This is a genomic window from Belliella baltica DSM 15883, from assembly GCF_000265405.1.
Lineage (GTDB): Bacteria > Bacteroidota > Bacteroidia > Cytophagales > Cyclobacteriaceae > Belliella > Belliella baltica.
Genome location: NC_018010.1, coordinates 2,340,685 through 2,360,220, shown reverse-complemented (window position 1 = coordinate 2,360,220; position 19,536 = coordinate 2,340,685). Strand labels below are relative to the sequence as shown.

Sequence of the window (19,536 nt, the reverse complement as noted above, 5' to 3'; positions counted from 1 at the left end):
AAAATTATTCAAAATATGGTTTTAATAAATCTAGTAAATATTGAGGTGGTCTGCTTGGTCTATGAGTGTCTTTTTTTAAAAAAGTTAGAATTGTCTTGCCAATTGTGATCAATTCCCTTTGTTCATTAAAAACCTCATACTCAAATGCGATCCTAATCCCTGGCATTTCATTGATAGTCGTTTTGATCGTCAAAAGCTCATCATATTTTCCAGGCCTCAGGTACTTTGTTGTTTGTTCTAAAACAGGCATCATGATACCATCTTCTTCCATTTTCTTATAAGAAAAACCGGCGGATCGTAATGCTTCTACTCTTCCAACTTCAAAGTACATGGCATAATTCCCATAGTAAACATATCCCATTTGATCTGTTTCTGCATACCGCACTCTGATTTGTGTTTCAGCTTGGAACATTTTAATAAATTTTAGCTCGGTTCAATGCGACTTGATACTTTCGTGCATTGTTTAAATGCTCATTATAATTTGTTGCAAAAGCATGATAGCCAGAAAAATCGTCTTTTGCACAGAAATAAAGATAATCGTGTTTCTCAAAATTCAAAACTGCATTCAAGGCAGATATTTCAGGAAGATTGATCGGCCCAGGAGGTAGGCCAAGATTTTTATAGGTATTATAAGGGCTATCAAGTTCTTTATGAACATTCAAAACACGCTTTAAACTAAAGTCTCCCGATGCAAACACCAAAGTCGGATCTGCTTGCAAAGGCATATTAATTCGTAATCTATTGAGATACACGCCTGCTACTTTTGGTCTTTCATCAGCTTTTTGCGTTTCTGCCTGCACAATCGACGCAAGCGTGGAAACTTCCTGCTGAGTCAATCCAAGAAGTCTTGCCTTTTCTTTTCGCTCATCGGTCCAAAACTTCTCATACTCAGTGTACATTCTATCGAATAGCTTTTCCGCACTAGTATTCCACCACACTTCATAAGTATTAGGAATAAACATTCCCATGATATTCTCTTCGTCAAAACCAAACTTCCTAATGTTTACTGAGTCGATCAACAAATCATAAAATTGTTGTTCAGTAAGTTCTAAATTACTGGTAATCTTTTCTGCCAAATCTTCTTTGGTACGCACATTATTGAATGTCAGCCTTACGGGAGTTTGCTCACCTGACCTAAGAAGTCGAACAAGATTCAAATTACTCATTTTGGGAATAATTTTGTAAAGTCCAGTCTTGACAGATTCTTGATATCCTAGCACTTTGGCTACAAAACTAAAGGTGATTACATCATGAATTTTTTCATCTTTATACAAGCTGTCAGACACCATTTTGAAGGTAGCATTGCTTGGGATTTGGAGCATATAGGGTTCTTCCTTTTCCAAAAGGGTATTGGGACTAAAAAAAGCCTGATAAAAATAGAAAGACAATGAAGTCAAGAGTACCGAGAATGTGATGACGGCGATGAGATAATATTTTGTTTTTTTATCCTCAAGCATAATTTTAATAGAAATCACTTTGATAAGGCGCAAAAATAGGGAATTTTGTTCATCAGACTCACTAAAATCATAAATTGATGCAATCAGCTATTCGAGTAACCTGTGCCATCATCTTCGAAAACAAACAGGTTCTCTGTGCTCAAAGAAGTAAAAACATGTCTCACCCCTTGCTCTGGGAGTTTCCAGGTGGAAAAATTGAAGAAAGGGAAACAGAGTCTGCCTGTATCATCCGAGAGATTAAAGAAGAACTCAACATCGAAATAAATATTTTGGAGAGACTTGAAAGTCATTATCATACCTATCCTCAGAAGAAAGAAATTGAACTAATCCCTTTTATTTGTGGCTATAAGAGTGGTAATTTTAAGCTTAAAGAGCATAAAGAAATTCGATGGGTTCCTATTTGTGAAATAGATCAGCTTGATTGGGCTGCTGCAGATATTCCAATTATGAAATTTATACTAAACAAATACTGTTCTCTTCAAAAAATCAGCAAATAAGTAATACCTAGGATTACCCTAAACTCAAAACTTTAAAATCATGGCAGCTGAATTTATTAAACTTTATCCAGAAAACCCTGATCCAAAAAAGGTTCAAAAGATAGTTGAAATACTTCGGAACGGTGGTGTGATCATCTATCCTACTGATACTGTGTACGGAATGGGCTGCGACATTCATAATCAGCGCGCCGTTGAAAGAATATGTCAAATCAAAGGGATTAAAGCAAAAAAACACAATTTTTCATTTATTTGTTATGACCTGAGTAACATTGCGGAATATACAAGGGCACTAAGCACTCCTGTCTTCAAGATGATGAAAAAAGCACTTCCAGGACCTTTTACATTTATCCTTGAGGCAAATAATTCAGTCCCAAAAATCCTCAATAGTAATAAGAAGACCATTGGCATTCGTGTTCCAGACCATACAATTCCTCGCTTGTTAGTTAAGGAATTGGGTCAACCAATTCTGACTACATCCATCAGAGACGAAGATGACGTAATTGAATACAGCACAGATCCAGAATTGATCTTTGAGAAATATGAAAATCTAGTAGATGTGGTCATTGACGGAGGCTATGGAAATAATGTAGGTTCTACAATCTTAGACTGTACCAATGATGAAATTGAAATTATCAGGGAAGGATTGGGAAATGTTGACGATATCCTATAATCCGCTCATTTCGTTTTCAGAATTACAGAAAAATCAAATTAGTTAGCTTGAGTCTATGGCAATCATTAGCGAATTGTTTTATTTACCACCTATCGAATACTTCGTTGCAATTTTAAATGAAAAGGAAATCCTCCTCGATTTGAATGAAAATTACCAAAAACAAACCTACAGAAATAGAGCTCAAATCAGATTGGCCAATAAAGTTGAAACCTTGAGTATTCCTGTGATTGGTGGCAACAAAAAAATAAAAACAAGTCAAATAAAAATTGATTACAGCCAAAAGTGGATGAACGTTCATCTTCGAGGAATTCAAAGTGCTTATGGAAAAGCTCCATTTTTTGAGTTTTATTTTCCATATATTGAAAAAGTCTTCAGGGAAAATTTTGACTTATTAACAGAATTCAATAAAGAATTACTGACAGTTTGTCTGAAATTATTGCAACTTGACATATCAGTAAATACTTATGATTATGGTATCGAAAAAATTGAAAAAAAAGACCTCAGAGGCGTAATTAATGCTAAATCAGCATACTCAGAAAGAGACATCTATGAAGCACTTCCATACAGTCAGTTGTTTGGCTTAGACTTTGTTCCCAACTTGAGTGTGATTGATTTATTATTTTGCATGGGACCTGAATCAAAAGATATTTTGATCAAGTCACAAAAAAATCATTGAACAATCAGCAAAAGGATTGTGTTTTTAAAACAAAATCGGTAACATTAGATTAGATTTCAAATCATTTAGAAAGGATATAAATGGAAGCAAAATTTTCGAACAGAGTCAAAGAGGTGATCTCACTAAGTCGCGAAGAGGCTTTGCGCTTGGGTCATGATTACATTGGTACAGAGCACCTCTTGCTGGGTATGATTCGTGAGGGTGAAGGCGTGGCTGTTTCCATATTGAAAAAGTTGGGAGTACCTCTAGACGAGTTGAGGAATTCCGTGGAGCGTGCTGTAAAAGGTACTGCAAACCATAACGTAAAAAACCTTGCCAATATACCATTGACTAGGCAATCAGAAAAGGTATTAAAAATCACTTATTTAGAAGCTAAAATTTTCAAAAGCGCGTTGATAGGAACGGAACATTTGCTCTTATCAATTTTGCGTGATGAAGATAACATTGCTACTCAAATCTTACAGAAATTTGATACCAATTACGATTCAGTAAAAGAAATGTTAGAATTTCAGACTGATTCAGGACCAAGGTCAAAAGCTGAAGCTGATGATCCTGATGAAGATGGAAGTAAGCTATTTGGTTCATCTTCGGGAAGTGGTTCCTCTAGCTCTTCCAAGCCAGGGTCTGAAAAGTCAAGAACTCCAGTATTAGATAATTTCGGTAGAGATTTGACCAAAATGGCTGAGGATGACAAACTAGACCCAATCATAGGTAGAGAAAAAGAAATTGAGCGAGTTGCTCAAATCTTATCCAGAAGAAAGAAAAATAACCCAATCCTAATTGGCGAGCCTGGTGTTGGAAAAACGGCAATAGCTGAAGGCTTGGCTTTGAGAATTATTCAAAAGAAAGTTTCGCGTGTCTTATTCAATAAACGAGTAGTTACATTAGATCTTGCATCTTTGGTAGCAGGCACAAAATATAGAGGTCAATTTGAAGAGAGAATGAAAGCTGTGATGAACGAGCTTGAAAAATCTCCAAATGTAATCTTATTTATAGATGAACTTCATACTATCGTAGGTGCAGGAGGAGCAAGTGGCTCTCTTGACGCATCGAATATGTTCAAACCTGCTTTAGCTCGTGGAGAAATCCAATGTATCGGAGCTACTACTCTTGATGAATACAGGCAATACATTGAAAAAGATGGTGCGCTTGCCAGAAGATTCCAAATGGTCATGGTCGATGCAACCTCCCCCGAGGAGACGGTTATGATTTTAAATAATATCAAAGATAAGTACGAAGATCACCACAACGTGATCTATACAGATGCAGCAATTGAGGCCTGTGTAAAATTATCAGATAGATATATTTCAGATAGATTCTTGCCTGACAAAGCTATTGATATTTTGGATGAAGCAGGGGCTCGCGTGCACATCAATAATATCCACGTACCAGAGGATATCCTCAAATTGGAAGAAGAAGTTGAGCAAATCAAAGTAGAGAAAAACAGAGTCGTAAAAAGTCAGAAATACGAAGAGGCTGCACAATTGCGAGATAAAGAGAAAAAACTCTTAGAGCAATTGGAAACTGCAAAATTGAAGTGGGAGGAAGAAAGCAAATCCAAAAGGTACAAAGTTGAAGAAGACAATGTAGCTGAAGTAATAGCGATGATGACTGGAATCCCTGCTAAAAGGATTGCACAAAAAGAAGGTGCAAAACTACTCAATATGGCTGAAGAGCTTAAGGGGAAAGTCGTAGGTCAGGAAGATGCAATCAAAAAGTTAACTAAAGCTATTCAAAGAACTAGAGTTGGGTTGAAAGATCCTAAGAAACCAATCGGTTCTTTTATTTTCCTTGGCCCTACAGGTGTAGGAAAAACAGAGTTAGCCAAAATGCTCGCAACTTATCTTTTTGACAAAGAAGATTCCTTGGTTAGAATTGACATGTCCGAATACATGGAGAAATTCAGTGTATCGAGATTGGTTGGAGCACCTCCAGGATATGTAGGATACGAAGAAGGTGGTCAATTGACGGAGAAAGTCAGAAGAAAACCATATTCGGTTGTTCTTTTGGATGAAATTGAAAAAGCCCACCCGGACGTTTTTAATATTCTTCTTCAAGTCTTGGACGATGGGATTTTGACTGATGGATTAGGAAGAAGAGTTGATTTCAGAAATACAATCATAATTATGACATCAAATATCGGAGTGAGAGATCTGAAAGATTTTGGTGCAGGAATCGGTTTTGCAAATAAAGCCAAATCTGATAATATGGATGAAGTAATGAAATCTACAATTCAAAGCGCTTTAAAGAAAGCCTTTAGTCCTGAATTCTTGAACAGATTGGATGATGTAGTAGTGTTTAATTCACTAGACAAATCACATATCCATAAAATCATTGACATCAGCTTGACTAAATTATTTAGTAGAATTACTGATCTAGGGTATAAAATTGAATTGACTGAGCCTGCTAAAGATTTCTTGGCAGAGAAAGGATATGATCAACAGTATGGTGCTAGACCTCTAAATAGAGCTATTCAAAAATATCTAGAAGATGCCTTGGCAGAAGAAATCCTTAAAGGAGAATTGTCTGAAGGAGACATCATAATGGCGGATTATTCTGGAGAAGGTGAAGAACTTAGTATAACAGTAAACAAAAAAGAAAAAGCTGAATAAAATCAAGCTTGATCAAAATAAAACAAAAGCAGTTAGAAATTCTAGCTGCTTTTTTTGTTTAAATTTGCTCCATGAATGATAATAATAGAGAATCAAATCAAATAAATAATCCTTTACATGGTGTAAGATTGATTGATATGCTAGAGTACTTGGTAAATTACTATGGTTGGAATAGTCTAGGTGCAAAAATCAACATCAACAGCTTCAATAATAATCCTTCTATCAATTCAAGTTTAAAGTTTCTCCGTAAGACAGATTGGGCGAGAAAAAAAGTCGAAGATCTCTACATTCGAACCAAAGAGAGAGAAAGCTGAAAATAATTAAGAAATTCTCTAATTATTTAAGGTGTTTAAATTTATAACAGAAAAAGTAGCCCAACTCTAGTTTTAAAAAGCTTCGCCAAAAGTCAGGTAAATTCTCAAATCTTCATTTGGGGAACTAGCAATATCGAGCCTTAGGTTTAGCTTTTCCTTTTTGCTCAGCTGAAACCTTCCACCAATTCCATAAGTGAACTTACTTTGGTCGATTTGAAACAGATTTTCTTTTGAAAAGACATTTCCAATACCCGAAAAAGCCGCTGCTCCCCAACGGGGTAAAAACCTCCATCTATACTCAGCTTGAACTAAGGCAAGTCGTTCATCTCTAAATTTCCCTTCAAACAACCCTCTTAAAAGCCGATTGCCTCCAACTAGTGGTAATCCGAAAAAAGGAGGCTGACCAGTTATAAACTCCCCATAAACATTCCAGACAAATACAGATTTTTTACGGATTGAATGTACACTTCGAAAATCTACCAGCCAGCGATTAAAATTAAATTCACTACCGATTGAATTGTGAAATGTTTGGAAACTCGCTTCTGCAAAAAATCCTTTTGTAGGATAAATTTGGCTGTCACGGGAATCATAATAGATCATAGGCCCCAAGCCACTGATCCTCCCTCCTTCTCTTCCTCTGATATTTTGATTATCCAATATTCCGCCTTCTTCAATTGAAGTGATTTCAAAATCGTCAAAATGATAGCGAAGTCCGAGATACAGATTAGTTCTTAATTTTCTCAAATAATCAAATCTCAACCTTGGAAAAGTGGCATCAAATCGCTCTCTGTCTATTTCTTGAACATTTGGGCCTATTCCATAGAAAAAATAAACATAACGATACCAACCAATTTCTCCTGCAAAAAGCTGTTTATTTTCAGTTGTAAAAACCCTCCAACTTCCATATGCTAAAAATTGGTTGAATAACGTATATGCTCCACCCAAGGCTATCTGACTTTTATAAGTTTCAAGTAAAGGGTTACCAATTTTAAAATTCCCAACTGCTCCTACACCAAAAGACCAAGAAGTCTCAGGGGTGTAATATACCAAAGGTAAAACTGAAATTACAGGCTTTGTAGAAATTGAATCTTCTTGTGCAAACAAAGTACAAGTGAATAAAAAGAATAAAAACAAGCACCCAAATCTTAAGATCATATAGCAATGTACGGATTTTATGAAAGTAGGAGATTACTTTTTGATGATTGAAAAACTATTTATAGTAGATAAAAAAATAAAATTCAGAGACTGTTCATTTAAGTGTGTCTGCTAACTTTACACAAGATGAACAAGAAAAAGACAATTGAGGATTTATTAAATGATCCAAAGATGAGTGACCGTCTAAAAGAGCGGTTATACAGCAAGAAGGGCTTGCTGGGCAAAGAGAGCCCCTTTAGTGAGATTTTACAACAAATGGTGAATACCATGCTTGAGGGAGAGATTGAGAGTTTTCTATTAGAAGAGCGGGCCTCTGGCCATGTTAATAAGCGTAATGGCAGGACTCCCAAGCGAGTGGTGAGCGATGCCGGTTTTCTGGATATTTCTACTCCCAGAGACCGTAATGGAGACTTTGAGCCCGAACTGGTAGGCAAACGTGAACGTGAACTGAGCAGCGGCCTTGATGATCAGATACTGGCGCTGTATGCGCAGGGTAATTCAGTGGAAGACGTAAGACGTCTGCTGGAGGAGATTTACGGGGTGAGTATCTCAGCAGGCCGTATCTCCCAGATTACCGATAAGGTGCTCCCTGAGATTCAGGAATGGCGTACAAGAAGCCTTCAAAGCTTTTATCCCATCGTGTACCTGGATGCCATACACTTCAAAGTACGCCAGGAGGGCAAATACATCAGTAGCGCCTTCTATACAGTATATTCGGTGGATTGGGAAGGGAATAGGGACGTATTAGGTCTTTACATCAACTCGGGCGGAGAAGGAGCTAAAAAATGGGGCCTGGTAATGGAAGATCTTAAATCAAGAGGAGTAGCCGATATTTTGGTGGTCTGCACGGATGATCTACAGGGATTTTCCGAACAGATTCAGGAAGTGTTCCCTGCTTCAGTTGTCCAAAAGTGCATTGTTCATCAAATGAGGAATTCGCTGAAATATGTGGATGAAGCTGATAAGAAGGCTTTAATAAAGGACTTACGTCAGGTATACACCTCCACCACTGAAGAAGGTGCGAAAACAGCATTGTCAGCCTTTGAAGCCACATGGGGCAAGAAATATAAGTATATAGTACGGCAATGGCGTGACAACTGGACTGAGCTGATGGCATTCCTGGATTTTCCTGTAGGGATGCGGAAGATGATCTATACAACAAATCCGGTAGAGGCCCTACATCGGATCATGCGAAAACTGATAAAAAGCAAAGCTGCATGGGCATCGGAAACAGCACTGTTAAAGCAGCTCTATTTATCGATCAGTCGGAACGAAAAGTCATGGAAGAAAAATGCAAGGGGATGGACTTCCATCCAGCGTGAAATCATGGAGCTGTACCCGGATAGGGTGCCACAAAAAAACTGAATTTTCAGCCTACTGTCTTAGTTGCCTTAAGGCAACTAAGACAGTAGGCTGAAAGAAAGATTAAACCTTAGACACAGTTTAATGAACTATTCCAAAATTCATTAAAATTTCTAATCTTTATTCTCTAATATGATTATCCGCTTGTATACAAGTAGGGGCAAATGCTTGCAATAACCAATCTGTCAAATAGTTTTTCACCAAAGTATCTTCGGTTTAGTTTGTAACAGAATTCATTGAGATAGTTTTGAAGCATCTTTTCTGAAACCATATGGTACTTCTGCAGATCTCTTTTGAGGTTACTTATTGCTATATGTACCCATTTGAGATTGAACTTACCTTCTTTTGTGGAGGATAGTTCGCTTACATGGACATCGATACAATCTTCTAGGTTAGAATAAGTCGTACTTTCATCAGTCTGAACCACAGCTTTCTTGTCAATCAGGCCTTTTATCAGTTTTTCGGCTGTTTTTGCCTTCAAGTTATCTATTTTGACCATCTTGAAATATCTGCAGCTTTTGTCCTTTTCTCCGGTAATTAAGTCTTCAAGAATAGATGATTCAGCCATGACAGCAACGGAAGCTTGTTTTTGACTTCCGCGTCCTTTCTTCAGCTTCATCCTTTCCGAAGATTTTGTTGCCTTGCTTACAAAAGCCTCATCATATTCAACCATATCCTCTAGTTTATATTGGCTATCACGTTTACCCATTGCTTCTCGGAGCTTGTGGTACAGCCTGAAAACAGTCTCGTATCTACTATGCCCCATCTGCCTCTGGAGTTCCAGGCAGCTAAACCCCTTCTTGGTTGCACTTACAAGTGTCATTGCAAGCAACCAGATCCTTAATGGCAACTTGCTGTTTTCCATAACGGTACCATTCTTCAGGCCTGTCCTAAATTCACAATGTTTACATTGAAACATATTGAGAGAATTAAGCCAGTAGTGTTCTCTGGACTTACATTTCTTACAAATAATGCCTTCCCTTTCTCTTTGTTCCTTAAAGAAATGAATGCAACTTGCCTCATCTGGATATCTTTCATTGAATTGTAGGATAGTCATGGCTTCTTTCTTTATTTCAAGCCAATTAAACACTTAAAATACAGCCCTGAAAGTTATTGACACGTATTGTCAAAGTATAAAATTTGCCTACTTGTACGTAGGCGGATATTCATATTCTCTAATAAGCTTTTAAATTTAACTCAAATTGTAATCAAAAACTCATCAACATGAACCAACAGCAATCAAGCCTTGCGGGCAAAGTAGCAGTAATCACTGGTGGATATGGAACATTATGTCAGGCTTTAGCTAAGGCTTTAGCCGATCAAGGCGTCAAGATTGCAATACTTGGAAGAAACCTTGAAAAGGCTCAAAATTTCGCATCTGAATTGAATAAACTAGGCGCAAAAGCTATTGGAATCAAAGCAGATGTACTCAACAAAGAGGAACTGGAACAGGCAAATTTTGAAATAAAAGAAAAACTTGGACCTTGTGATTTTTTGATCAATGGAGCAGGCGGAAACCATCCAAATGGAACTACGACAAAGCCTATCATGGAAGAGGGAGATTTGGAAAACAAATCACTGAAGACTTTTTTTGATCTAGATTTAGAAGGTTTCAAATACGTTTTTGACTTAAATATGCTCGGAACCTTGCTTCCCACGCAGGTTTTTTCAAAAGAAATGATTGGAAGGGCTGAATGCACAATTATAAATATTTCATCAGTTGCTGCAATAAAACCCTTATCAAAAGTACTTTCCTATGGAAGTGCAAAAGCTGCTATCTCAAATTTCACGGAATGGCTTGCTGTACATTTTTCTCAAATGGGAATACGTGTCAATGCAATCGCTCCAGGATTCTTTTTGGCTAACCAAAATAGAACTTTGTTAACGAATCCTGATGGGTCATTGACTCCAAGAGGTCAACAAATTATTCAAAATACTCCTTTGGGAAGATTTGGTAAACCAGAAGATTTGAATTCTACATTACTTTGGCTTTTGGATCCAAAGTCGGCTTTTGTAACAGGAATTATAGTTCCTGTAGATGGTGGATTTACAGCTTACTCAGGAGTTTAAATTAGTCGTATAAGAATCATGTCTCCTACCTACTTCCAAGATCAAAAATTCAGTAATATTAATTTTATCGACAAACCTTTATCAAAAGGTGAATATGATGGCTGTCAATTTCTAAATTGTAATTTTTCGTCAATCAAGCTCTCTCACTATAGATTTTTGGACTGTAAGTTTGTCAACTGTAATTTATCCCTCGTAAAAACAGATAAAACAGCATTCATTGAGGTTAAATTCTCAGAATGTAAAATGTTAGGAATAAGGTTTGACAGTTGTGAAAGCATTGGACTTGATTTTTCTTTTGACAATTGCCAGCTGGCAAATAGTTCTTTTTACAATCTAAAGATCAAAAAGACGAAATTCAGTAATTGTAATTTGCAGCATGTTGATTTTGGATCAACGGATCTTTCTGGGGCTACATTTGAAAATTGTGACCTAGGCCAAGCAATATTCGAAAATACGATTCTCGAAAAGGCTAATTTTTCTACTGCCTACAATTTTAGCATTGATCCTGAAAATAATAAAATCAAAAAAGCTCGCTTTTCTTTAAATGGATTATCAGGCTTATTAGGAAAATATGACTTAATAATTGAATAGGAAATTTATCATTTTCGAATGACTAAAAATAAGGATTTTAAAGTCATACATGCTTGCCTTTTTATAAGGAGAAAATTAATCTTAAATTAATGTTTTAAAATTAATAGAAATACCATGGCTGAGCTTAAAACACAAGAAAACGATGCAAATGTCAAGAAGTTTATTCATGAATTTGCTAATTCAGAACAGAAAATTACGGACAGCCTTATACTTCTAGACTTGATGGAAAAAGTTACAGGTTTTGAACCAAAGATGTGGGGACCTTCTATCATCGGATTTGGTAAATACCACTATAAATCAGAAAGAAGTAAGCAAGAAGGCGATTGGCCTTTGGTGGGATTTTCTCCAAGAAAAACTGCTATTTCACTCTATATATATTCTGGAGGTGCAAATCAGGATGATTTGTTAAATAAGCTAGGAAAATTTAAAATGGGAAAAGGTTGCATTTATGTTAAAAAACTTTCAGATATAGATCCAGAAATCCTGAAAAAAATGGTTCTTTCTACTATGGATTTTCTACAAAAAAAATATGGGAAACTAGGATAGAATTCACAAAAAAATAAACATTCAAAAAACTCAAATCAATTATTTATGACTTGGATCTGTCCAAAATGCGAAAGAAGACTAAGATTTTCTAATCAATATCACTCTTGCGTAAATCAGGACTTAGATTCACTTTTTGAGGGGAAAAACAAAGAATTAATTTTCATTTTTGACAAAATATTATCTCACGTTGCTGATTGGGAAAATACACATATCAGCACTACAAAAAACTGTATTGTATTTGTCAATACCCAGACATTTTTGGTCATAAAACCTATGCAAAAAGTCTTAAACATCAAATTCTATTCAACTGATCCAATTCAAAGTCCTTTAATTTTCAAAAACACCAAATATCACAATAGAGATGAATGTCATATTCGAATTTCATCCCTTGAAGAAGTGGCTCCACAAATAATAAAATGGATTAGAGAATCCTATGATATATTTCAAAAAGGCGACTCCAATTAGATCAAATTTACCCCACTTGGTTTGAATAAAGAATATTCATAAAAATCACCCCAAATATTATCATTTTTAATTTTGAAACCGATTTCATTTATCATATTTTAGATTTTTAATAAAACATACTTAAAATCAATCTACCTATGAACCTAAAATCAACAAGAAGTTTGATCGCTATGTCAACTGCTTCTCTCTTGTTGTTTTCCTCTTGTGGAAAACAAGAAAGTGCAGAAGAAACTGTGATTGTAGAAGAAGAAAAAAGCACTTTCTTATCCCCACCATTGATCAGCCATATATACACAGCTGATCCTTCTGCACATGTTTTCGATGGAAAAATTTACATCTACCCTTCCCATGATGTGGAATCAGTAGTGGAAGAGGACGATTCAGGAGCTCATTTTAACATGAGAGATTATCATGTTTTCAGCATGGAAACTATCGATTCAGAACCTGTGGATCATGGCATTGCGCTGGATGTGGATGATGTTCCTTGGGCAAAAAGACAAATGTGGGCACCCGATGCCGCTCAAAAAGATGGGAAATATTATTTATACTTCCCTGCGAAAGATTATGATGATATTTTTCATCTAGGAGTTGCAGTAAGTGATAGCCCAACTGGACCTTTCACAGCGCAACCTGAACCAATGAAAGGATCCTACAGTATTGATCCAGCTGTATTTCAAGATGGCAATGATTACTTTATTTACTGGGGAGGAATCTGGGGAGGTCAACTGCAGAAATGGAGAACTGGTGAGTACTTGTCGACAGGGGATTCACCTTATGATGATGAACCTGCTGATGACGAGCCTGCAATCAGCCCAATGGTCGCCAAACTTAGTGGTGATATGTTAGAATTTGGTGAAGCGCCTAGACAAATTGAAATTTTAGATCAAGATGGCTCACCGATTTTAGCTGGTGATCATGAGAGAAGATTCTTTGAAGCAGCTTGGGTTCATAAGCATAATGACAAATATTATTTCTCTTATTCCACCGGAGACACACATAACATCGCTTATGGCATTGGAGATTCTCCTTATGGTCCATTTACCTACCAAGGTGTGATTTTGAAGCCTGTCCAAGGCTGGACAAATCATCATTCAATCGTTCAAGTGGATGAAAAATGGTACATTTTCTACCATGACACAGAAATATCTGGAGAAACGCATTTGAGAAATTTAAAAATGACTGAATTGACTCACAATGCTGATGGTTCTATTAATACTATCGAACCAATATTGAAATAAGATAATCACTTGTATAAGAAAAAGTTGATTGGTAATTAGTTAAAAAGTTAACAGTACAACTAAATAAAAGCCCTTTCAAATCACTTTGAAAGGGCTTTTTACTAATAAATTTCGGATCAACTTAAATAAACTGATTCAAGATATTCTCATATCTCTCTTGCTTTCCACTTGTTTTCTTAGGTTCACCAACAGCAAGTGCATGTGTTCTAAGGTCTTCAAGGGTAAGTTTGCCATTTTCGAACTCATTTCCTTTACCGACATCAAATGACGCATATCTCTCTTTTCTTAAAGATTTGTAGTCAGATTTCTGTAAGATTTCGTCTGCAATGATCAATGACCTTGCGAAAGCATCCATACTTCCAATGTGTGCATGGAAAAGATCCTCCATATCAGTTGAGTTTCTTCTTATTTTTGCATCAAAATTCACTCCTCCTCCATCGATTCCGCCGCCTTCAAGGATGACAAGCATTGACTCGGTAAGCTCTTGAAGATTGATTGCAAATTGATCTGTATCCCAGCCGTTTTGGTAATCTCCTCTGTTGGCATCTACACTTCCCAACATCCCTGAATCAACTGCTACCTGTAACTCATGCTGAAAAGTATGTCCCGCCAAAGTTGCGTGATTCACTTCCAAATTCAATTTGAAATCTTTATCTAACCCATGTTGTCTCAAGAAACCAACTACAGTAGCAGCATCGTAATCATACTGATGTTTTGTTGGCTCCATAGGCTTAGGCTCTATCAGGAAGTTTCCTTTGAAACCTTTAGATCTAGCATAATCTCTAGCCATGGTAAGAAATTGTGCCAAATGGGAAGTTTCACGCTTCATATCCGTATTCAATAAGGACATATATCCTTCTCTACCACCCCAGAACACATAATTCTCACCACCAAGTTTGATCGTGGCATCTATTGCATTTTTCACTTGTGTACCTGCCCAAGCCAAAACATCAAAGTCAGGATTGGTAGAAGCACCATTCATATATCTTGGATTTGAAAACACATTTGCAGTACCCCAAAGTAACTTTACTCCTGTTTCCTTTTGCTTTTCCAAAGCATAATCTGTGATGATTTTCATGCGCTCTTCGTATTCCTCAATGGAATCACCTTCGTCTATCAGGTCAACATCATGGAAACAATAATAAGGCGCCCCGATTTTCACAAAAAATTCAAATGCAGCATCCATTTTATCTTTTGCTCTTTGGACAGCATCCTCGCTAGCATCCCAAGGATGAACGATTGTTCCAGGTCCAAATGGATCACCACCAGTTCCACAGAATGAATGCCAGTAAGCAATCGCAAATTTGAAATGCTCCTTCATGGATTTTCCTGCGACAACTGTATTTTCATCATAGAATTTGAAGGCAAAAGGGTTTTGAGACTCCCTCCCTTCAAATTTGATTTTGTCAATATTTGGGAAATAAGTTTTTGACATTGGATTGTAGATTTAATTTTTGATATTTTATTTTATAATTTGATTTTAAGATTTCAAAACGCCTTTTAAAGCTTCCTGCCATTTCATATAGACTTCTTGATAGCTTTGAATTTTAGCTTTTTCTGGTTCCAGCGAAGCAAGTTTTTCCAGCCCAACAAATGCATCCTCTATTCCAAAAATACCTGCTCCAATTCCAGCTCCTCGTGCAGCACCTTGCGAGCCATCTGTATCATAAAGTTCTAGAGCTACTTCATTCATATTGACAAATGCTTCTCTGAATAATGGACTCAAAAACATATTCGCATGACCTGCTTTCACGGTATTGAGATTCAGTCCCATTGATTTCATGATATTAAAACCATAAGTCAAAGAGGAAACAATTCCTTCTTGCGTCGCACGAAGCACATGTCTATGATCATGATTCAACAAGTTCAATCCATTCAAATGAGCTCCAACATGCTTGTTTTCCATGATTCGCTCTACGCCATTGCCAAATGGTATAAAGCTCAAGCCTTCTGCTCCAATCGGAACTTCCGCAGCTAACGCATTCATCTGAGGGTATGAAATGTTATCACCACTCAATAATTTCTTCACCCAAGAATTCAAAATCCCTGTTCCATTGATGCAAAGAAGTACACCGTAGCTTGGATTTTCCTTAGAATGATTCACATGGACAAAGGTATTGACGCGAGATTGAGGATCGTAAAGCGGCTTGTTTGCTACTCCATAAACGGTTCCAGAAGTTCCTGCTGTCGTTGCGAGTTCGCCGTCTTTGAGCACATTGAGTGAAAATGCATTATTTGGTTGATCTCCCGCACGGTAAGTAATTGGAATACCTGCTTCTATTCCCAAGATCTCTGCACTATCTGCGTTTACTTTTCCTTGATTCGAGAAAGAAGGAACTGCCTCAGGAAGAAGTCCTTTGTCAATTCCATAATGATCCAAAAGATTCTGCGCAAGTCCATTTTCCTTGAAATCCCAAAAAATCCCTTCAGACAATCCTGACTCAGAAGTAAGAATTTCACCTGAAAGCTTCATGGCAATATAATCTCCCGGAAGCATGATCTTGTGGATTTTTGAATAATTTTCCGGTTCGTTTTCTTTAACCCATTTCAATTTGGAAGCAGTGAAATTACCAGGTGAATTCAACAAATGAGGAAGGCAATAATCTGATCCCAAGGCTTCAAAAGCTGAATTTCCATAGTTCACAGCTCTACTGTCACACCAAATAATCGAAGGCCTGATCACGTTTTGATTTTGATCGACGAGAACAAGGCCATGCATCTGATAGGAAATCCCGATGGCTTTGATTTCACCTTTTTGAACATTAGCAGATTTGACGATTGATTGCGTCGTCTCCACAATGTTTTTCCACCACATCTGCGGATCTTGTTCAGCCCAATCTTTCTGAGGTGCATGAATAGGCATTTCTACCTTTGGAAGACCTTCTGACGCAACAGCTCTACCAGTATCTGCATCGAGTAATGTTGCCTTTACCGAAGAACTCCCTATATCATATCCAATTAATAACTTTCTCATTTTTTGATAATTAATCTAGTTTTTGCCTATTGCAACAACTTTATCTCTATTCTCTTAATACTTAAAGAAACTCTCTTTTGGTCCAAGATTGCTTTCTTGCAAACCTCCAGCATCTATGATTATTTTCTGGAAAACTACTCCTGGATTGACCATATACAATTTGAGCTGATTGTGACCTTTTTGAAAATTCAGCTTTCTTTTCGTCACATTAATTGAGTTGGAAACCCAAGTATCCCATCTTCTTTGTCTTTCGTTTTCATGAATCGAGACCAAAATCGGTTCACCTTCATTGGCTGCAAGTCCATATTGAATTCCTTTCTCAGCATTCAAATAGTTTAAAGTAGGACCTGTCAAAACATTTACTTCATATTCCCCGGCTTCTTCAAACCAAACATCATATGTCAAATAGCTACCCTGTATCGTATCTGATTCCGTAAAAGCAATTTCCGGAGTAGCCATTATTGAGTTGCCAGTTTTACCCAAGTCCTCTACAACCTGCCATCTAACTGGATTCTCTTCGTATTTAGAAGAAAAGTGATCCGCTTCCATTGCGAGGACTCCGAATGAAGGCACGAATCCTTTAAATGATTCCTCAATTTCATAACTATGAATCGGAACTTCCACCTTTACCTTATCTTTTCCACTTCTTATTTCAAATTCAGCTATGGATTTTCCTTTTGGAGCGAGTGACCAATCAACTTCAAGCACAACATCAACCTGTGTTTCTATTTCTCCTGATTCTAAGCTGGTTTTTAACCATTTTGACTTATTGTTGATTTTGAAATCAATAGATGATTCACCTCTGTTGAACAGCTCCAGTTTCACTTTTTGATTGTCAAAAGGAGATAAAGTCACTGATTTGAGTGATTTACTTTCCGGGAAAAATGCTGTGCTTTCTGAAATTGAAACACCTAGTGATCCTTTCTCCGGCACTTCTAGGTAATCTATCTGTGGAATTACATTCGTTCGGGGTTCTTGCCAACTTGTGTAACCAATATGGGTCTGATCCATCATGTGTGACCATTTTCCATCGGCAAGTGAGTTATTATAAAATGCTGAAATCAAAGCATCATTTTCAAAATAAGTTTTGACTTCGTCAGCTTTCTTATTCGTTAGATTTCGGCCTTGCGCATGATACAATTCATTTAAAGCCGTACTTTCATAAAGTCGGTGAAGATTTGCAGATGCTTTGATTGGATGTTCTACCAATTGGTAATAAGCGTCGTGATAAGTAATCGCGAGTTTTGATTTTACAAAATCACTCAATATTTCAAGTTCCTTCCATTCTTCCGAAACAGAAGACATTTCATTATAAAAATGAACACTATATGTTTTATGATTCAATAGTTCCGGCTTTCTTCTCCCACTCAATTTTCCAAATCCTGAAACAAGCTGAGCAATCTCTGATGCATACTCCGATCCGAACTGATTTCCTACCCAATCCTTGGTGTACTGCGAAATCGAAGTGGAAGGCATCGCATCGGGATTCCATGCAAAATCCAAGAAAAAAGAAATTGGCATCTCCATTGGCTTGATATCTCCGACATTGACTACCCAAAGTTCATCCACTCCATGTTGATAGGTCCGGTTCATCTGCTCCCAAATTTTTGGCAACGGATTCGTATTGATCCACTTGTAATTTCTCGGACCACCAACATAATCAAAGTGATAATACATCCCATAACCACCTTTTCGGTCTTTTGCTCCAATAGCAGGAAGTTTGCGGACATTGCCCCAGTTGTCATCACATAACAGCAGTGTGACATCATCAGGAACTCGCATTCCTTTATCATAGTACTCTTGAACTTCTTTATACAATGCCCAAAATTGTGGAGTTTCAGAAGCTGGTTTCCCAGTTACTTCTTCTATGATTCTTCGTTGATCCGCAACAATTTCTTCAAGCAATGCTATATTATTTTCTTCACTCATGGGCTCATCACCATCACCTCTCATACCGAGCGAAACAGTAGCTTCCATACTCCCCTGTCTTTCCATGCCAGTTTTCCAAAAATCCTGCAAGACTTTCTTATTGGTCTGGTAATTCCAATCTCCTTCACCGTACTTTGACCATTCAGCATGAGCTCGCATCAAAGGTTCGTGATGTGAAGTACCAATCACAATACCATATTTATCAGCCAAAGGCCCATTCAAAGGATCATCATCATAAAAAGCGCGACCCCACATGGCTGGCCATAGATAATTACCCTGCAATCTTAAAATCAACTCGAAAACGTGACCGTAAAATTTATGGTTAAAACCACCAAATTTTTCTTGTGTCCAACCCGATAAAGCAGGTGCCTCGTCATTGATAAAAATCCCTCTGTATTTTACTGCTGGTGTTCCTTTGGAATAAATCCCATGATGAATAAAAATAGCAGACTTTTCCTTTACAGGAACATCTGCCCACCAATTCCAAGGGGAAACCCCGATTTGCTTTGAAAGCTCATAAATGCCGAAAATCGTTCCTCTTTTATCGCTTCCTACGATTACTAAAGCTTGATCAATTCCTGGAAGTGGATTTTGTATGGTTTGAATTTGAAATGTCTCCCATTTGTTTGCTAGATGAGAAATTTCGATCCTTCCCTTTTTAACCAATTCATCAATCAAAATACTTTCGCCCAACTGCCCAATGATCAAAACCGTATTTTCCGCTTCTATCCCCCTTTTCAGATCAGCGCTTTTACCTGAAACAGCTTGAATATCCTTTTGTAAATTTTCAACTGCCAAAAGTATCCCCTCATCAGTTCCATCGAAGATAATTGGCGCAGCAGTTCCTTCAACCAACGGAAAGCTGTTTAAAGAGGAATGCGTAGATACAAATTGAGGAATATTTGATTGCGCATAAATTGAACTCCACATAAAAATGAAGAGGTGAAAAATAAATAAGCTTTTAAAATACTGGTTCATTG

Annotated in this window: 18 protein-coding genes; 11 read left to right on the top strand and 7 right to left on the bottom strand. The window is 37.2% G+C overall.

The annotated features are described in order from the left end of the window. Positions 1-4: 4 nt before the first annotated feature. Both BELBA_RS10825 and mltG read right to left on the bottom strand, forming a co-directional pair. Positions 5-412: an acyl-CoA thioesterase gene (locus tag BELBA_RS10825; RefSeq protein WP_014772732.1), complete on the bottom strand. Its 408-nt coding sequence runs from the start codon at positions 410-412 to the stop codon at positions 5-7. A gap of 1 nt (position 413) precedes the next feature. After that, the gene (gene mltG, locus BELBA_RS10820) at positions 414-1,457 is read right to left on the bottom strand and encodes an endolytic transglycosylase MltG (protein WP_041779322.1); all 1,044 of its coding nucleotides are present in this window, start codon (positions 1,455-1,457) and stop codon (positions 414-416) included. 77 nt (positions 1,458-1,534) lie between these two features. Here mltG and BELBA_RS10815 point away from each other — a divergent pair, with 77 nt between their 5' ends. The 5 genes from BELBA_RS10815 (at position 1,535) to BELBA_RS10795 (ending at position 6,226) form a co-directional block, all read left to right on the top strand. After that, a complete protein-coding gene (locus tag BELBA_RS10815) occupies positions 1,535-1,954 on the top strand; it encodes a (deoxy)nucleoside triphosphate pyrophosphohydrolase (RefSeq protein ID WP_014772730.1) in 420 nt (139 codons plus the stop codon). A gap of 40 nt (positions 1,955-1,994) precedes the next feature. Beyond that, a complete protein-coding gene (locus BELBA_RS10810) occupies positions 1,995-2,624 on the top strand; it encodes an L-threonylcarbamoyladenylate synthase (RefSeq protein ID WP_014772729.1) in 630 nt (209 codons plus the stop codon). A 55-nt stretch (positions 2,625-2,679) separates the two neighbouring features. Beyond that, positions 2,680-3,300 (top strand): WbqC family protein, encoded by a 621-nt coding sequence (locus BELBA_RS10805; protein WP_014772728.1) that lies wholly within the window; start codon positions 2,680-2,682, stop codon positions 3,298-3,300. Positions 3,301-3,380: 80 nt separating this feature from the next. Beyond that, positions 3,381-5,912 carry an ATP-dependent Clp protease ATP-binding subunit gene (locus tag BELBA_RS10800; protein WP_014772727.1) on the top strand — a complete coding sequence of 844 codons (2,532 nt, stop codon included), beginning with the start codon at positions 3,381-3,383 and terminating at the stop codon, positions 5,910-5,912. Between the two features lie 71 nt (positions 5,913-5,983). Further along, positions 5,984-6,226 carry a VF530 family protein gene (locus BELBA_RS10795; RefSeq protein WP_014772726.1) on the top strand — a complete coding sequence of 81 codons (243 nt, stop codon included), beginning with the start codon at positions 5,984-5,986 and terminating at the stop codon, positions 6,224-6,226. Between the two features lie 72 nt (positions 6,227-6,298). Here BELBA_RS10795 and BELBA_RS10790 read toward each other — a convergent pair whose 3' ends face one another. Continuing rightward, complete coding sequence (locus tag BELBA_RS10790) at positions 6,299-7,381, bottom strand: BamA/TamA family outer membrane protein (RefSeq protein WP_014772725.1); 1,083 nt, start codon at positions 7,379-7,381, stop codon at positions 6,299-6,301. Between the two features lie 126 nt (positions 7,382-7,507). On the opposite strand from BELBA_RS10790, the gene BELBA_RS10785 reads away from it, so the two are divergent. Beyond that, positions 7,508-8,746, top strand: coding sequence for an IS256 family transposase (locus tag BELBA_RS10785; protein WP_014770852.1), 1,239 nt, complete (start codon positions 7,508-7,510; stop codon positions 8,744-8,746). A 133-nt stretch (positions 8,747-8,879) separates the two neighbouring features. On the opposite strand, the gene BELBA_RS10780 is transcribed toward BELBA_RS10785, so the two are convergent. Beyond that, positions 8,880-9,800 (bottom strand): IS1595-like element ISBeba1 family transposase, encoded by a 921-nt coding sequence (locus BELBA_RS10780; protein WP_014770856.1) that lies wholly within the window; start codon positions 9,798-9,800, stop codon positions 8,880-8,882. Between the two features lie 167 nt (positions 9,801-9,967). Here BELBA_RS10780 and BELBA_RS10775 point away from each other — a divergent pair, with 167 nt between their 5' ends. The 5 genes from BELBA_RS10775 to BELBA_RS10755 all read left to right on the top strand — a co-directional run bounded on the left by BELBA_RS10775 (position 9,968) and on the right by BELBA_RS10755 (position 13,653). Beyond that, complete coding sequence (locus tag BELBA_RS10775) at positions 9,968-10,813, top strand: SDR family oxidoreductase (RefSeq protein ID WP_014772724.1); 846 nt, start codon at positions 9,968-9,970, stop codon at positions 10,811-10,813. 18 nt (positions 10,814-10,831) lie between these two features. Continuing rightward, complete coding sequence (locus BELBA_RS10770) at positions 10,832-11,404, top strand: pentapeptide repeat-containing protein (protein WP_014772723.1); 573 nt, start codon at positions 10,832-10,834, stop codon at positions 11,402-11,404. Between the two features lie 114 nt (positions 11,405-11,518). After that, a complete protein-coding gene (locus BELBA_RS10765) occupies positions 11,519-11,950 on the top strand; it encodes a DUF1801 domain-containing protein (protein WP_014772722.1) in 432 nt (143 codons plus the stop codon). Positions 11,951-11,995: 45 nt separating this feature from the next. Further along, positions 11,996-12,415, top strand: coding sequence for a DUF5655 domain-containing protein (locus BELBA_RS10760; RefSeq protein ID WP_014772721.1), 420 nt, complete (start codon positions 11,996-11,998; stop codon positions 12,413-12,415). 137 nt (positions 12,416-12,552) lie between these two features. Then, complete coding sequence (locus BELBA_RS10755) at positions 12,553-13,653, top strand: glycoside hydrolase family 43 protein (RefSeq protein ID WP_014772719.1); 1,101 nt, start codon at positions 12,553-12,555, stop codon at positions 13,651-13,653. Between the two features lie 121 nt (positions 13,654-13,774). On the opposite strand, the gene xylA is transcribed toward BELBA_RS10755, so the two are convergent. Genes xylA through BELBA_RS10740 form a run of 3 tightly spaced genes read right to left on the bottom strand, consistent with a single transcriptional unit; the run spans position 13,775 to position 19,534 of the window. Continuing rightward, positions 13,775-15,088, bottom strand: coding sequence for a xylose isomerase (gene xylA / locus BELBA_RS10750; RefSeq protein WP_014772718.1), 1,314 nt, complete (start codon positions 15,086-15,088; stop codon positions 13,775-13,777). Between the two features lie 45 nt (positions 15,089-15,133). Beyond that, positions 15,134-16,627 carry a xylulokinase gene (locus BELBA_RS10745; RefSeq protein WP_014772717.1) on the bottom strand — a complete coding sequence of 498 codons (1,494 nt, stop codon included), beginning with the start codon at positions 16,625-16,627 and terminating at the stop codon, positions 15,134-15,136. Positions 16,628-16,681: 54 nt separating this feature from the next. Then, positions 16,682-19,534, bottom strand: a complete 2,853-nt coding sequence (locus BELBA_RS10740) for a glycosyl hydrolase 115 family protein (RefSeq protein WP_014772716.1) — start codon at positions 19,532-19,534, stop codon at positions 16,682-16,684. Positions 19,535-19,536: the final 2 nt, after the last annotated feature.